The sequence below is a fragment of the Paraburkholderia sp. PREW-6R genome (assembly GCF_039621805.1).
GTDB lineage: Bacteria > Pseudomonadota > Gammaproteobacteria > Burkholderiales > Burkholderiaceae > Paraburkholderia.
In genome coordinates, this window is the sequence record NZ_CP155074.1 from 1,009,755 (window position 1) to 1,025,416 (window position 15,662).

The 15,662-nt window shown below is 62.2% G+C and carries 10 protein-coding genes; 4 read left to right on the forward strand and 6 right to left on the reverse strand.

Annotated elements, in window-relative coordinates:
• Positions 1 to 119 precede the first annotated feature (119 nt).
• The 3 genes from AAGS40_RS19705 to AAGS40_RS19715 all read right to left on the reverse strand — a co-directional run bounded on the left by AAGS40_RS19705 (position 120) and on the right by AAGS40_RS19715 (position 4,764).
• The gene (locus AAGS40_RS19705) at positions 120 to 2,684 is read right to left on the reverse strand and encodes a response regulator (protein ID WP_345816469.1); all 2,565 of its coding nucleotides are present in this window, start codon (positions 2,682 to 2,684) and stop codon (positions 120 to 122) included.
• A 17-nt stretch (positions 2,685 to 2,701) separates the two neighbouring features.
• Entirely contained in the window at positions 2,702 to 4,120 is a 1,419-nt protein-coding gene (locus AAGS40_RS19710) for a hypothetical protein (protein ID WP_345816470.1), read from the reverse strand.
• Positions 4,121 to 4,326: 206 nt separating this feature from the next.
• Positions 4,327 to 4,764, reverse strand: a complete 438-nt coding sequence (locus tag AAGS40_RS19715; RefSeq protein WP_345816637.1) for a hypothetical protein — start codon at positions 4,762 to 4,764, stop codon at positions 4,327 to 4,329.
• On the opposite strand from AAGS40_RS19715, the gene AAGS40_RS19720 reads away from it, so the two are divergent.
• On the forward strand, positions 4,657 to 6,459 hold the full coding sequence (locus AAGS40_RS19720; protein ID WP_345816471.1) for a hypothetical protein: 1,803 nt from the start codon (positions 4,657 to 4,659) through the stop codon (positions 6,457 to 6,459). The genes AAGS40_RS19715 and AAGS40_RS19720 overlap by 108 nt on opposite strands.
• Before the next feature lie 100 nt (positions 6,460 to 6,559).
• Here the strand turns inward: AAGS40_RS19720 and AAGS40_RS19725 are convergent, their stop codons facing one another.
• On the reverse strand, positions 6,560 to 7,543 hold the full coding sequence (locus AAGS40_RS19725) for a LysR family transcriptional regulator (RefSeq protein WP_345816472.1): 984 nt from the start codon (positions 7,541 to 7,543) through the stop codon (positions 6,560 to 6,562).
• A gap of 205 nt (positions 7,544 to 7,748) precedes the next feature.
• Positions 7,749 to 10,007, reverse strand: a complete 2,259-nt coding sequence (katG, locus tag AAGS40_RS19730; protein WP_345816473.1) for a catalase/peroxidase HPI — start codon at positions 10,005 to 10,007, stop codon at positions 7,749 to 7,751.
• Between the two features lie 659 nt (positions 10,008 to 10,666).
• Between katG and AAGS40_RS19735 the strand changes: the two genes are divergently transcribed.
• The 3 genes from AAGS40_RS19735 to AAGS40_RS19745 all read left to right on the forward strand — a co-directional run bounded on the left by AAGS40_RS19735 (position 10,667) and on the right by AAGS40_RS19745 (position 13,691).
• Positions 10,667 to 11,554 carry an NmrA family NAD(P)-binding protein gene (locus AAGS40_RS19735; RefSeq protein WP_345816474.1) on the forward strand — a complete coding sequence of 296 codons (888 nt, stop codon included), beginning with the start codon at positions 10,667 to 10,669 and terminating at the stop codon, positions 11,552 to 11,554.
• 214 nt (positions 11,555 to 11,768) lie between these two features.
• Positions 11,769 to 12,485, forward strand: coding sequence for an ABC transporter substrate-binding protein (locus AAGS40_RS19740; RefSeq protein WP_345816514.1), 717 nt, complete (start codon positions 11,769 to 11,771; stop codon positions 12,483 to 12,485).
• Between the two features lie 234 nt (positions 12,486 to 12,719).
• Positions 12,720 to 13,691, forward strand: coding sequence for a threo-3-hydroxy-L-aspartate ammonia-lyase (locus AAGS40_RS19745; RefSeq protein ID WP_345816475.1), 972 nt, complete (start codon positions 12,720 to 12,722; stop codon positions 13,689 to 13,691).
• 98 nt (positions 13,692 to 13,789) lie between these two features.
• Here the strand turns inward: AAGS40_RS19745 and AAGS40_RS19750 are convergent, their stop codons facing one another.
• Positions 13,790 to 15,514 carry a tannase/feruloyl esterase family alpha/beta hydrolase gene (locus AAGS40_RS19750; RefSeq protein WP_345816476.1) on the reverse strand — a complete coding sequence of 575 codons (1,725 nt, stop codon included), beginning with the start codon at positions 15,512 to 15,514 and terminating at the stop codon, positions 13,790 to 13,792.
• Positions 15,515 to 15,662: the final 148 nt, after the last annotated feature.

Here is a 15,662-nt window from a genome sequence, read left to right on the forward strand (position 1 = left end):
TGAGGCACTTAAGTAAGCTAAATAAATGAGCTAAATAAATGAGCTCAGTAAGTGAGGCGCCTGAATATGGCACGCCTATGAAGCATGCATAGGTAGCGTGCTGCCGTCCTGAACCGCATTCAGTCGTTCAGCAGGTTGCGGTGGTCGCGCTTCAGGTTGGCCGACGCGTAGTAGGCCTGCAGCGCGTCGGCGGAACGTTCGCCGAGCGTGCAAAGCCGCGTGAGCCAGTCGGGTTCCGGCGGCCATTCGCCTTCCACGATGCGCGGGTAAATCTGCCGCGAATACTGATGCAGCGCCCGCGCGCCGATATTGCCGCTTGCGCCAAGCAACAGGTGCAGCGCACCATGCGTCGATTCGAGATCGAGCGCAGAGACGCTGACTGCAAGCCGCTCCACCAGCCCGCGAATTTGTTCCACACCATTCAGGAACGAACGATCCATCAGGTCGAGCGCCACCAGTTCTTCCAGGTGCTTTTCATCGAGCAGACCGCCTTGCTCCGCGATGACGGCCGTGGGCTCGGCTGGCTGCGGCGCCGGAGGCTCTGCGCTAGCGGCTGGCAACGTGGTTCTCGCCAAAGCGCCCGTCACGCGCTGCTGCGCGAACTGGCGCGCAAGACAGGCGTACAGGGAGCCTACCTGCACGGGCTTCACCATCACTTCGTTCATGCCCGCGCCGAGGCAGGTCTGCACCGAGCCGATATCCGACTGGCTGGTCAATGCGATGATCGGCACGCTCGCATACGCGTCGGTACGCGCGCGGATCATCGCGGTGGTGTCCACGCCGCCCAATCCCGGCATGTTGACGTCGAGCACGATCGCGTCGATCGCGTTCTCCGTCTCGAGGCACGCGAGTACGCCGTGGCCATGCTCGGCTTCGACCACGCTCGCGCCGAAACGCTCCAGATAGGCCTTGGCGACGAGGCGGCTATACGTGTCGTCATCCGCGACGAGGATCGTTTTGCCGGAAAAGCCTTCGAACCGCTCGCCCAGCAGATGACGATTGCCGTTTTCGAACAGTGTCCGCAGCGCGGTGATCAGTTCCACCATGCTGGACGACTTGCTGATCATGTCGTCCATCCCGGCGCGCCGCGCGAGCACGCGCGCCACGTTGCCCGGTTCCGCCGTATAGGCGGCGACCAGCACGTTCCAGTTCGGATTCCCGCGATCGGCGCGCAGCTTTTCGGTGGCCGAATAGCCGTCCATCACCGGCATGTTGATGTCCATCAGCACGAGGTCATAGGCGGTGGACTCCCGCAGCAGCGCAAGCGCGGTAAGGCCGTTTTCCGCCTCGCTGACCTGCGCGCCGACCTTCGTGAGCGCGCGGCGCGAGCGCGCCCGTTGACCGTTGTCGTCGTCGACGATCAGTACGCGCTTGCCGCTGAAAAGCGGCGTGGCGCGCTCGAAGATCTTGCGCTCATGTTCCGCCACTTCGCTTTCGGTCACAACCGGGAACTGCAGCGTGAACTGCGTGAACTTGCCGACTTCGGAGCGACAGCTGATCGTGCCGCCGAACGCGCGCATCGCGCGCTGACAGTACGCGAGCCCGAGGCCCGTGCCTGCTGAATTACCCGCCGTGCGAAACGGCTCGAACAGGTGTGGCAGGATTTCCGGCGCGATGCCGGTTCCCGTATCGCGCACCGTGATTGCCTGCCGGTCCACGGTCAAAGTGAGCGTGGCCTTAGGGTGCGCGGCGATGTGATGCAGCGCGTTCTTGATCAGGTTGAACAACGTGAACAGGTAGACGGTTTCGTCGACCTTGAACGTAAAGTCCTCCAGCACCACGAGCCTAACCCTGCCGCGCTCTTTTTTGTCGGCGAAACCGTATTCGTCCAGAGCCTTGCGGGTCGTGGTGGCGGCGCTCAGGTAAGTGAGAAAATCGGAGCGCAGCGGCTTCGCGCTGACTTCGTCGAGCGTCATTGCGATGATGCGCAGTCCGCGCTCGATGGACAGTTGTCCGTGCGCGACATGACGGTAGAGGCGCGCCGCACGGTCGGGCGACAACACGGGCGCGCGCTCGGGCTCCGTTGTCACGGGCAGCGCTTCTTCCACGCGGTCCAATACGTGCTTCAACTGGCTGAGCGGGTTGCGCATTTCATGAGCGATCGAACCCGCGAGCGCCTGCAAGGCCCGGTTCTTTTCAACGAAAATGCGCCCCTTGCTGATCGCGTGGCTAAACGCCATGCTGCACAGCACGACGACCGGCAGCAGCGCGAGATCCGACCGGTTGGCCGTGCTGAGCACGATATGAACCGGCGAGCTGATGACCGCCGCGGCCGTGCCGGCGAACATGCCGATGCCGATACACGCCATGAGCAGGATCGGATTGTCGATGCACAACGCCATGATGAAGATCATCATGACCTCGGTCATCATCCACATCGTGGAGAAAGCATTCCTGATGGCGAGGAACGTGCAAACGAAAGGCAGCACGTAGATCAGGCAACAATGCCAGTAAACCAGCAGGAAACGGTTCAGCTGCTTCGGCCAGCGCGCCTGAAAGATCAACGGGATGCAGAGAACGGCCGCACTCAACCGCAGCAACAGGTTGTCGTACGGCTGCGGCAAGACATAGGTCCAGATAACGTAATAAACAGGGTGGCACAGGAGGCCGAGTGCGCCGCCCCATCGAATTGCAAACCGGCTTCTTTCCAGCACATCCCGCATGCTTTCGCGCGGTATTACCATCTGGCCTCCAATGGCATTCAGGACCCTATCAGTTCGGGCTTGCCGCGATGCTGGACATCCAGGTTGATCGCCGAACCGTTCTTGCCGTGAAATGGCCCGACTGAAAACCCGTACTTCTTCAAAAGGCCGTGAGTATAGGATACCGACCACACGGGCGGGCTGCCAATTATGAAATCGGAAGCAATGCCTTCCTGCCAGGCCGAATAGCCTTCGGCGAAACAGGTATAGCAGTCGCGCGTAGTGGGCAGTCTGAACGGGAAGCGGGAGTCGAGGCCGGCGGGACCACGCGCGAAGCACTCAATATATAGCGTATGGCCGCGCGACGCGAGTTCCGCCTCGACGCTCGCTGCCCTCGGATGCGAGTCGTCGATCCAGAAGTGCGCACGCTTCAGGTCGGCCGCCGTGAGGTACGGAACGCTGGTGCTGCTCGCGAGGATCGCGCCGTCGAATGGCGGCAGGGGCGTGTCCGCGCTGAAAGTATGAACCGACACGCGGGTGCGTCCCAACAGGTCGGCGGCCATCAGTTCATTGGCCTGATCGATCAGCAGGTTCACCTTGTCCGGCAGGTCGATCAGAACCAGTTCTTTTGGTGCATCTTTATAGAGCAGGTATTTCGCCACCGTCGTGCCGAGTCGTCCCGCGGCACCGAATAGCGCGAGTTTCGTTTTGCCGAGTTCGAGATCGAGTTCGTTACAGCAATGCACCGCCCAGTCCTTGAGCATCGCCGCCGTAGCTGCGTGGCCCGTGGTGATGTGCGGCGGCTTGACGGGACGCGGCAGCGCGCCGTAATTGCACGCGTAAGGCGTGGATGCGCCCATTGCCACCATGTTCAAACCCGCCTGCCTCGCCAGCTCCAGCGCCGGAAAGAACTGCGTCTCGCGAAAGCGCTTGATGCCGCGCGGGCTGCCGAGCCACATTTCGAGCGGGACCGGACAGGCGATATTCGCGCCGATGATCTGCGAACCCTGATAGATCGGTGAGGCTATGAAAGGTTTGGTATTCCATAGCTCCTCTTCAAAAGCCGCATTGCGAGCTTTCACGTTATGAAAAGAAAATGAAAGTGTTTCCCAGTCTGTCGCGTGGAACAGAAATCCAACGCCGCCTTGACCGGTAGGCAGGTTGTCGCGGATCTCTTCGGGGCAAATGGTGCGTTTGAGTGCCAACGGTGCACTGTTGGTGTGCGAATTGAGCGTGCTATGCCTGCAAAAGTCGTTCGTTATTTCTTCTTGGCGTGAAGGTTTCATTTGGATTTTCCCGTGTGATTGAATTCGCGCTGAAAAGTCAGCGCTGCTACGCCGGTCAGAATAGAGCAGCGATTCTTCAACTCTAGAGAAATCCCGGCCTGGCGTGTCTGTCTGATGGCCAGCATCGCGCAGCTTAGAGTGAACGTGCGTTCGCCAACGTTGCGAAGGCAACATATCCGGAACGGCTGCCATGTTCGCCACGCGGTTTGCCGGCAGGGGATGCGACGGTCAAACCTTTCCAAATGCGACTTCGTAATTTGCGTATCGGCCGCGCTGCGCGGGCAGATTCTTGCCCAAAGTCGCCAATTGCAGGAAAAACCCTCCTTTTTGATGGGCCACCCTGTTGCCCTCCGTGACGCGTGCCGACACACAGGCACGGGTAATGAGCAATGCATACGTCAATCAATTAGCAATCGGGGCGCACTGTCTTCAGGCTGCGTGAACAGCGCAATGCTGTTTGCCGGGTAGGCACTACGGAACGTAAGCGGATTCGGGGATCTGGATTGGCGGTGTATTGCCCGCGACACGGCGGGACTTCCATTTTGTGCAACAGGGTAATTAGAGGCGAGACACGCTTTACCCATCAGCGGATTGGCCGCGCCGAAATAGACCTCGTTATAAGGATTGCCAAATAACACTGCATGTTCTCGAAAGAGATCGATGTGCGGCCTGGCAATTTCCATTCGCTTTATTTTGCCGGGCCTTTTCCCGGCGCTGGATTCAATGCCATGATTCGAAGACGTCAATTCCTTGAATGCCTGACCGCGCTCGGCGGAAGCTATGTGCTGAGCGCCTGCGGCGGCGGCGGTGGTGGCGGCAGTTCGAACGGCGCGCAAGCGCAAGCACAGGGGCAGACAGCAGGTACATCGTCCAACGTCGGCGGGACCGGGGCGAGCACGTCCACGGCGACGGGTTCAACGCTGCCGGCGACATCGACAACGACGACTGCATCGGCGAGCACGTCCGTATCGGCATCGACGTCGTCTTCCTCTTCCGTGCCGGCGAATGGTGTGCCCACAACGAGTTCCAGCGGCTCCGGTTCATCGTCGTCGAATAGCTCGTCGGGCTCTTCCAGTTCCTCCGGTTCCCATTCCAGCGCGACGAACAATTCGCCGATGGCTTCTGCCGATGGCACGGCGATGCCGCCCGCGACTTCAATCATCGACAATCAGAACGCCGTCTGGACGCTCTCGAACGGCTACGTGTCTCGCAACGGGTTGCTGGCCGGCAATAACTACAACGTGACACTGGTGCTATGGATTCGCGGGATCATTTATTCGCAGGGCACCGGCGGCCAGTTTTATGGATGGAACGGCACGATCTGGCTGGCCTGCAACGATCCGCGCCTCGGCGGCACGTCAACGGACGGCACGGCGATCCCGCCCGCGCCGTACATCATCGACCGGGTCGGCGCGCTGTGGACCGTGGTCAACGGCGCCGTGTATCGCGACAACACTCCGGTCGGGGTCACGTCGAACGTGGCGCTGCTGCTCTGGTACGGCGGCAAGCTCTGGTACCAGGACACGGGCGGCCAGTTCCATGTCTGCAACGACGTCGACCAGTGGCTGCCGTGCCGCGATCCACGCACGGCGGTGGCGGCCACGCCCGGCATGTTCTATGGCATCAATGGGCACTACGACTATACGTATAGCCCGAGCCAGCTCGTGTCGTTCATGCGAAACCTCGGATGTTCGACTTACCGCGTGGGCTGCACCGACGACCCCGTGCAGCTGAACGCCGTTGTGGCCATTGCGAGAGCGTTCCAGTCGGCGGGGCTGACGCTGTTCGTGCTCATCGATTCCGGACTGCAGGATAGCAACGGCAATTTCTTCGCCAGCGAGTCCGCCGCTTATAACCGCTCGTTGACGTGCGGCGCGACGGTTGCCGCCGCGCTCGCGCCGTACGGCGTGACCATGTACGAATGCGGCAATGAGCTGACGCGCGCCAACGGCATCGTTGTCGATAGCGCGACGGCCGGCACCAAGGCCATCGACTTCAACAACGCCAACTGGCCTGTCATGCGCGGCGCAATGCGCGGAATGATCGACGGCGTCAAAAGTAGACAGCCCACGGCGAAATGCGGGATCAACTTCTGCGTGGCCGACACCGGCGCATCCGACATGCTATGGGACGGTCTGCAACCGGACGGCTCGAGCGGATACCCGACCGTGCGCTGGGACCTGACGACGTGGCACAACTACGAAGTCTACGGCGACATTTTCGACATTGGCGCGGACGGCAACGGCCCCGCATTCGATTTGCCGACGTATTGCAAGGCGCGCTACGGCGTGCCGTTCCTGATCACCGAATGGAACACAGGCCCGGAAAAGAGCGAGTCTTATCGGGCGAACTACGTTGCCACCCAACTGGCGTCGTTCTATTCGGCGCGCAAGACCCACAATCTGCAGGCGGCAATGTACTACGTGCTGGACAGCGGCGATACGACCTACGGGATCATGATCAACGGCGTGCCGATCGCGCTTCCGTACAATGCGTTCACGAGTTTCACCGCTGCTCACGCGGACAATTGACGCGAGTTGAACGGGGGGCGTTCGCTGTCAGCCGACGTGTCGAGGCACGCAAGCGCTGCGCTTTGTCGAGGGGGTTGGGAGCAGGCTCGATCACCCGCGACTAACGGCGCGTGCGGCGCGCCTTGCTGTCCGCAGCGCGCGCGCCACCTGCGTGGCCCTTGCCGGCGGTTAATGGCTGCAGCCGGTCCCATGGCGGCTCGTCGCCGAAAGCGGCCGCCAGATAGTCGATGAAGTGCCGCACCTTGAGCGACAGATGTCGCGCGCTCGGATACACCGCCTGAATGGTCAATTCCGAGGTGTGGTACTGCGGTAGCAGTGCAACCAGCTTGCCGAGCGCGATCTGTTCGCCGAACACGAACGTTGGACCATACGCAATGCCCGCGCCGGCGAGCGCGGCGGCGAGCAGCATCTGCGTATTGTTCGCGGCCATTCTGCAAGGGCCGCCAATGATATGCGCGTGCTGCTTCGCGTCGACGAGCGTCCAGTCGCCGGCGGAGACGGCCTCGCTGAACGTGAGGCGCTGCGCCCCTTGCAGATCGCCCGGCGTGCGCGGCGTGCCGTACCTTTCCAGATAGGCTGGCGACGCGCAGATCACCATGCGGCACGGCGCCAGCCGCCGCGCGACCAGGCCCGAGTCGGGCAGGCGGCCGATACGCACCGCAATATCGACGCCGGTTTCGAGCAGGTCGACATAGCGATCGCTCAACGACACTTCAATGTTCACATGCGGATGCTCGTCCAGATATTTCGCCACGACTTCGCCGAGATGCATGGCGCCGAAAGTGACGGGCGCTGCGACCCGCAACACGCCACGCGCGCTCGCCTGTGCATCGCTCGCTTCGCGATTCGCTTCGTCGTACGCGTCGAGAATCGCCTTGCAGCGGCCGTAATAGGTCTGGCCGATATCGGTCAAACTCAGACGGCGGGTCGTGCGCTGCAACAGTCGCGCACCGAGTTCGGTTTCGATCGCGCTGACGTGCTTGCCCGCCATTGCGGCAGATAAGCCAAACCGTCGCGCGGCGGCCGCCAGACTCCCTTCCTCGACCGCCGCAACAAATAACGCCATGCTGGTTAATCGGTCCATGCGTGCCCTGATTCGAATGCGCCAAAAAAACGGCGCGACGCCGGTTTAACGGACGTCGCACCGTTCAGTCCAGATGCCGGTGCACCGCGGCGCGAGACGGCCGCGCAGGCTGCTTCGCTGTCTTGCGCCGACGCGGCCTGATTCTGCGGCCTGAGTTTGCGGCCTGGTTCCGCAGCCCGATTCTGCGGCCTGACTATGCGGAAAGTCAGGCGAGATCGAAGCGGTCGAGATTCATCACCTTGACCCAGGCCGCGACGAAGTCGCGCGTGAACTTCTCCTGCGCGTCTTCGCTCGCATAGACTTCGCTCAGCGCACGAAGCTGCGCGTGCGAGCCGAATATCAGATCGACGCGCGAGCCCGTCCACTTCACTTCACCGGTCCGGCGGTCACGACCTTCGAACGCTTCGCGCGCTTCAGAGGTCGGCTTCCATTCCGTACCCATGTCCAGCAGGTTGATGAAGAAGTCGTTCGTCAGCGCCTCCGGCCGTTTCGTGAACACGCCCTGCGAATTCTCGCTGGTTACGTTCAGCGCGCGCAAGCCGCCGATCAGCACGGTCATTTCAGGCGCGGTGAGCGTCAGCAATTGCGCCTTGTCGATCAGCAATGCTTCGGCCGGAACGACAGACCGGCTCTTGAGGAAGTTGCGAAAGCCGTCGTAGAGCGGTTCGAGCGCGCCGACCGATTCCACGTCGGTCTGTTCCTGCGAGGCGTCCGCACGGCCCGGCGTGAACGGCACGGTAATCTGCTGCCCCGCGTTCTTTGCTGCCTGCTCGATGCCGGCGCTGCCCGCCAGCACGATCAGGTCGGCAAGCGAGATCTTCTTGCCACCCGACTGCGCGCCGTTGAATTCGCTCTGGATGCCTTCCAGCGCCTTCAGCACCTTGGCGAGCTGCTCGGGCTTGTTGGCCGCCCAGTCTTTTTGCGGCGCAAGACGAATGCGCGCGCCGTTCGCGCCGCCGCGCTTGTCCGACCCGCGGAACGTGGACGCCGACGCCCACGCCGTCGACACCAGTTCGGACACGGACAGGCCGGTAGCCAGGATTTTCTGCTTGAGCGACGCAATGTCGTTGTCGTCGACGAGCGGATGATCGACAGCCGGAATCGGGTCTTGCCAGATCAGTTCTTCGGCAGGCACTTCCGGGCCGAGATAACGCGCGCGCGGACCCATGTCGCGGTGCGTCAGCTTGAACCAGGCGCGGGCGAACGCGTCGGCGAACTGATCGGGATTCTCCAGGAAGCGGCGCGAGATCTTTTCGTAAGCCGGATCAAAGCGCAGCGCCAAGTCGGTGGTGAGCATGGTCGGCAGCAGCTTTTTCGACGGATCGTGCGCGTGCGGGATGTCGGCGTTCGCGCCTTTGGCAACCCATTGATTTGCGCCGGCCGGGCTTTTGGTCAGTTCCCATTCGTGTCCGAACAGGTTCTGGAAGAAACCATTTCCCCATTGGGTCGGTGTGCTCGTCCACGTGACTTCAAGGCCGCTCGTGATCGTGTCGCCGCCTTTGCCGGTGCCAAAGCTGTTTTTCCAGCCCAGCCCCTGGTTTTCGATGTCGGCGGCTTCCGGCTCGGGGCCGACGTTCTCGGCCGGCCCTGCGCCGTGCGTCTTGCCGAACGTGTGACCACCGGCGATCAGCGCCACCGTTTCCTCGTCGTTCATCGCCATGCGGCCGAACGTTTCGCGAATGTCGAAAGCGGCGGCGACCGGGTCGGGGTTGCCGTCCGGGCCTTCCGGGTTCACATAGATCAGACCCATCTGCACAGCGCCAAGCGGGCTTTCGAGCGTGCGTTCGCCGTCGGTGCGGCTGACTTCCTCACCGTGCTTTTCTTCGTCCGCCACGATCACGCCGCCGTCCTGGTCGTCGCCTGCGGCGCCCTTGCCGTAGCGCACGTCGCCGCCCAGCCAGGTCTTTTCGTCGCCCCAGTAGACGTCCTGATCCGGTTCCCAGCTGTCTTCGCGTCCGCCGGCGTAGCCGAAGGTCTTGAATCCCATGCTTTCGAGCGCGACGTTGCCGGTGAGAATCAACAGGTCGGCCCAAGAAATCTTCTGGCCGTATTTCTGCTTGATCGGCCAGAGCAGGCGGCGCGCCTTGTCGAGACTGACGTTATCCGGCCAGCTGTTAAGCGGCGCAAAACGCTGCTGACCGCGGCCCGCGCCGCCCCGGCCGTCGGCGATCCGATAGGTGCCGGCGCTGTGCCAGGCCATGCGGATGAACAGCGGTCCGTAATGGCCGAAGTCCGCCGGCCACCAGTCCTGCGAGTTCGTCATGAGCGCCGCCAGGTCTTTCTTGACGGCGGCGAGGTCGAGGCTGCTGAATGCTTCGGCATAGTCGAAGCCTTTGTCCAACGGATTGCTCTTGGCGGAGTGCTGGCTAAGGAGATCCAGCCGTAGTTGCCTCGGCCACCAGTCGCGGTTCGTCGTACCACCGCCGGCGGTATGTTTGAACGGGCACTTTGCTTCGTTTGACATGCGTTTCTCCTTTGGGGAAGGTCTTACTACCTCTCTTTACTGGAGCATCGGGCTGGTGCCGCACATTAACGATCCAGTTTCCTGCGTCATGGCGACGAGCTTTGCAACAAGCGACGCCAGCGACGAAACGCTGCCGCCAGTATCGGACTTCGTCGCCTTATCCACCGGGCATCGGGATGGACGGAAGACGGCACTGTGCCCGCATCTGCAGGCAATGTGCGTCATCCAATATACGCGACAGGCTACTCCAACTGAATGCGATAGTGGCAATGGCGCTGATAGGTCACGGCTATGCCAGGTGCAATCAAGGACTGTTGAAAGTTTCGGCTCGCTTTCACGCACGGGCAATGCGGCCGCGACCTTCTCTGCATGATCGAGGCGATCTTGCCATACGCGCCAGGAAAACGCTGACAGCTTGAATTATGTCGCGAGACAAGCGCCGGCATGTTCATCGGAAGCCGGGCGCGCTGCGCGCGCTCGACTCGGATGGATGGCGCGATGAGTTCGCCCGCCGCGACTCGCCATGAGCGGTTTAAATTCGTGCTGTCGCGTCATTTTTGCAATGACATTCATGTCATTTTGTTTTGCTGCCTCTTTGCCCAGAATGCGTTGCGTGCAGGTGCAAGCCTGCGTACTCATTCATTCAAGGAGAAGCGAACATGTATGCGATCACGGGTATCACAGGAAACGTCGGCGGTGCGATGGCGCGCACGCTGCTAAATGCCGGTCGGCCGGTGCGAGCCGTTGTGCGCGACATCAGGAAGGCGCGAAGCTGGGCCGAACTTGGCTGCGAAGTCGTCGCCGCAACGATGGACGACGCATCGTCGCTCGCAGCGGCGTTTAGTGGTGCGCAAGGCGTATTCATCCTGCCGCCGCCGGAGTTCGACCCGTCGCCCGATTTGGCGGAAGCAGGGGCGGTCATCGAGGCCGTGAACACCGCGTTGCGATCCGCGATGCCGGGCAAGGTCGTCTCTCTTTCGACCATCGGCGCGCAGGCGGGTGAATTCAATCTGCTGACTCAGCACACGCTGCTGGAGCGCGCGCTGCGCAGTCTGCCGCTGCCCATCACGTTCCTGCGACCGGGCTGGTTCATGGAGAACGCGTCGTGGGACGTCGCCGCGGCGCGCGACACGGGCGTGATGCACAGTTTCCTGCAACCGCTCGACAAGCCTGTGCCGATGGTCGCCACTGCCGACGTCGGCCGGGTCGCGGCGCAACTGCTGATGGAGAACTGGAGTGGTGTGCGGGTGGTGGAGCTCGAAGGACCACGACGGGTCACGCCGGTCGACATCGCTGATACGTTTGCCCGTATTCTAGGCCGTCCCGTGGCCGCGAAAGTCGTGCCGCGCGATACGTGGGAAGCGTTGTTCGTTGAGCAGGGCATGAAAAATCCGGTGCCGCGTATGCGCATGCTCGACGGATTCAACGAGGGATGGATATGGTTCGAGGGCGCGCACGGTACTGCCGTCAAGGGTGAAGTCGAGCTGGAGGATGTGCTGCGAAAGCTCGTCGCGCAAGCGCGCGCAGCAGACGCAGCCACGTCATGACGGGTTGCGTTATATTGCTGACGGATCGGCAAGTCTCGCTAACCGGGTTGCGTCGACGCACAACGCGAAGGAAACCAGCATGGGTACGCTTTTCTCTGCAATACGCCACAGCACGTTGTTCGGCGCGCTGGGCGCATTGCTCGCATCCACGGCGGTGCTGACCGTGTCCGAGGCCTCGTCGTCGGCGGCGCAAAGCGAGGCGGCGAATGCGCCGATGGCGGCCGCTTTCGCACCCGGCGGCGCATTGCGTGCGTCGATCAACCTCGGCAATCCCGTTCTCGCCACGCTCGACCCGTCGACGGGCACACCGGTCGGTGTGTCCGTCGATCTCGCCACCGAACTGGCCAGACGACTTGGCGTGCCGCTGCAACTGGTGGCCGTGAAGTCGGCGGGGGAGTCGGTGGATAACGTGAGCCAGGGCAAGGCGGACGTCGGCTTCTTCGCGATCGATCCCAAACGCGGACAGGAGATTGCATTCACACGGCCGTACGTATTGATCGAAGGTTTCTATCTCGTTCGCGACGGCTCGCCGATCCGCACCAATGAACAGGTCGATCAACCCGGCGTGAAGGTGGCGGTCGGCAAAGGCAGTGCGTATGACCTTTTTCTCACACGTGAGCTGCATCGTGCAACGCTCGTGCGGATTCCCACTTCGCCCGCAGTCGTGCAGGGCTTTCTGGATCAGAATCTGGACGTCGCCGCGGGCGTGAAGCAGCAACTCGAAAAGGATGCAGCGCGCACTGGCGGCCTGCGATTGCTGGACCAGCGCTTCATGGTGATCCGCCAGGCGATGGGCGTGCCCAAGGCGAGAGGCGACGCCGCCGCATATCTTGCGAACTTCGTCGAAGAGATGAAGACGTCGGGTTTCGTTGCGCAGTCGCTCGCGCGCCATCGCATTGCGGGCGCCGAAGTTGCGAACGGCGACGACTGACGCGCGCCGCGTTGCAGGATCCGACCGTCTTGCGAATGCTCGTTGAACGGGCTTTGGCGCAACGCGTCGGCGTGAGCGCGGCGTAGCCGTGGTGACGATTTTTTGTCGATAGACTCACGGCCTTCAGTAATATGGCGATCGTTGACATCCATAACGCGTCCAAACAGAATTCCCTATGCTTGCGTCGCCGCAGATGCGCGCAACGTCTTCAACTTCCCTGACACCGAATCTCCGATGACCCAGCTTTCTCTGCCCACATTCGACGACGTCGTCGCTGCCGCAAAACGAATCGAAGGGGTCGCGCATCGCACGCCCGTGATGACCTCGCGCACGGTCAATGAAGCCTTCGGAGCGGAAGTGTTCTTCAAGTGCGAGAACCTTCAGCGCATGGGGGCGTTCAAATTCCGCGGCGCGTTCAATGCATTGTCGAAATTCACGGAAGAGCAGCGCCGCCGCGGCGTGGTGGCTTTCTCGTCCGGCAATCACGCGCAGGCTGTCGCACTTTCCGCGCGGCTTTTGAACATGCCCGCCACGATCGTCATGCCGCACGACGCGCCGGAGATGAAAGTCGCGGCCACGCGCGGCTATGGCGGCAACGTCGTGATCTATGACCGTTACAAAGAAGACCGCGAGCAGATCGGGCGCGATCTGGCAGCCAGACACGGCCTGACGCTCATTCCGCCGTACGATCATCCGGATGTGATGGCGGGGCAGGGTACAGCGGCGAAAGAACTATTCGAAGAGGTCGGCCCGCTCGATGCGTTTTTTGTTCCGCTGGGCGGCGGTGGACTGCTGTCGGGTTCGGCGCTCGTCACACGTGCGCTGTCGCCCGATTGCAAGCTCTATGCGGTCGAACCGGAAGCCGGCAATGACGGACAGCAATCGTTCCGCTCGGGAAACATCGTGCATATCGACACGCCCCGGACCATTGCGGATGGCGCGCAGACGCAGCATCTCGGCCACTATACGTTTGCAATCATCCGTCGCGACGTCGACGACGTACTGACAGCGAGCGACGCCGAGCTGATCGACTGCATGCGCTTTTTCGCAGCGCGAATGAAGACGATCGTCGAGCCCACAGGCTGCCTTGGTTTCGCCGCTGCGCGGCAGATGAAAGATCAACTGAAGGGCAAGCGCGTTGGCGTGCTGATTAGCGGCGGCAACGTCGACATTCAACGCTTCGCTGAACTGCTTCTGTCGAATTGAGCATTGGGCTGCTGATCTGCTCGGACCTGCGCAACGCCGCACACCAGCCCGAGCAAATGCTTCGCGCCGCGCTTGAACACGGCGCGAAGCGAGCTGGGTTACTGCGTGGCGCACGTAAAGTTAGCCGCTGCGTTCACGTCACCCGCTCCGTTATAACGCGGGAACGTCGGGTATTCGCACAGCGGCCGCGTGCGGCCCGGCACGCCGGCCGTATCGGCCACTGTCTGAGCGGGCGGTGTGATGCCTTTCTCAACCCAGTTTTCCATCGTGGTGAGCGAATCCCACGCGGCGTTGAACACCGTACTGACGGCGTGACCATAGCCGGGAATCTCGTAGAAGCGCACGAAATTCGCGACGGCCGGTGCACCCATTGTCGATTGCAAACGCTGGTAGTACTGCTCGGTGGAGCGCGTGCTGACGAGCGCGTCGGCCATTCCGTGCGCCATCAGGATCTTGCCGCCCTTGGCATTGAACGCCGACAGATCGGTCTTGTTGACGTCCTGCAAGCCAGTAAGCTGGCTGATACGCGCCTGCAGACTGCCGGGGTTCTGCGGATCGACCGTGAGCGAGTTGTAGTTCGCGTTACGCGTGACGAAATACCGGATCCACTGGTCCCAGAACACGCTCATGTAGGGGGCGGTGGCTGGCATCGGTGACGCGGGTTGCGACGTGCCCAGAGCGAGGGTCGTGACGGTCGGCTGCAACGCCGACGCATTCGCCACGCCGAGGTCCGCGCCGTAGACGTTAAAGCCCGGGTACTGGGTCTCGCCGCTCGCGAGCGTATAGCTGAAGGTGATCGGCGTGTTGTACACGTTCAGCGCGGCGATCTGCGCGTCCGACAGGCATGTATCGCCCGTGTCCGCGCCGCCTGCGCACCGTAGCGGAGTGCCGTTGACCGTCGCCGTCGCTGGATTGAAGGTGGCATTGCATGCGGCCACGTTGCTGATGAGGCCGTCGGCCACACCGTCGAGCGTGTCGCAACTGGCGAGCACGGCGTTCAGCAGCACTTTGCGTTTGGCCTGATCCAGGTACGCGCCCGGCGCCGCAAGCGCCCGCGTGATGCGGCCAAACTGGAGGTCGAGGCTCGCGGCTGCCCAGGCAGGATAAAGGACAATCGAGCCGTCCCAGTCCTGCGGCCAGCGTTGCACGACGGCGAGCGCCTCGCGGCCGCCCGACGAGCCGCCCGCGAAGTACGCGCGCGTTGGCGCCTTGACCGCATAGCGCCGGTCGATCAGATAGACGGCGGTATCGCGGGTTTTCTTCAACGCATCGCCGTCGAAATTGTTGATGGCTTCGTCGTTCACGCCAAACGACGCGTCCTCGCTGCCGAGCGCGTTCGCCTGGTGGCCGGAGTCGCTCGCGAATACTGCGTAGCCGCGGCCGAGCGGCGTGAGCTGCGTGGTCGGACCGGCGGGCACGTTGCCGGTCGGCGCTGGAATCGTGCCGTCATAACCGCCGCCGCCGAACATCATGACCTTGCCGTTCCAGGTGGTGGGCATCGCAATCTGGAACTTGATCTGTGGCGCGGCAGGGTCGACGGGACTGATCGCACCACTTACGAGGCAGTATTCGCCGGTTGCGGTCGCGCCGGTTCCCGTCGCGGGCATCGTTGTCGCCGCAGTCACCGTTGCACCAGTGGTGGGCAAGCCAATGGACGACGCAGGTACAGTCTTGCCCACAAGCTGTGCGCACGTGAGCGGCGTTGATACGGTTTGACTGACGTCGTCGCCGCAACCACCAAGCGACAGCAGGGTGAGAACGGGCGCTACGAGTACCGAAGTTCCGATGCCGCCGAGTCGCCGGACGGTGTATTTCGTCTGCATGGACTGTCTCCGCTGATTGGAATGAGTGCGTATCTGAAGACGCCCGCGTATCACCTGCCTGAGGGCGCCTTGCAAATCTGGTGCGCCTGCACGCTCCTGTCAATAAGGACTTGCCGGGCATTGCAGTTGAGGACGCCAAAACAAGTCG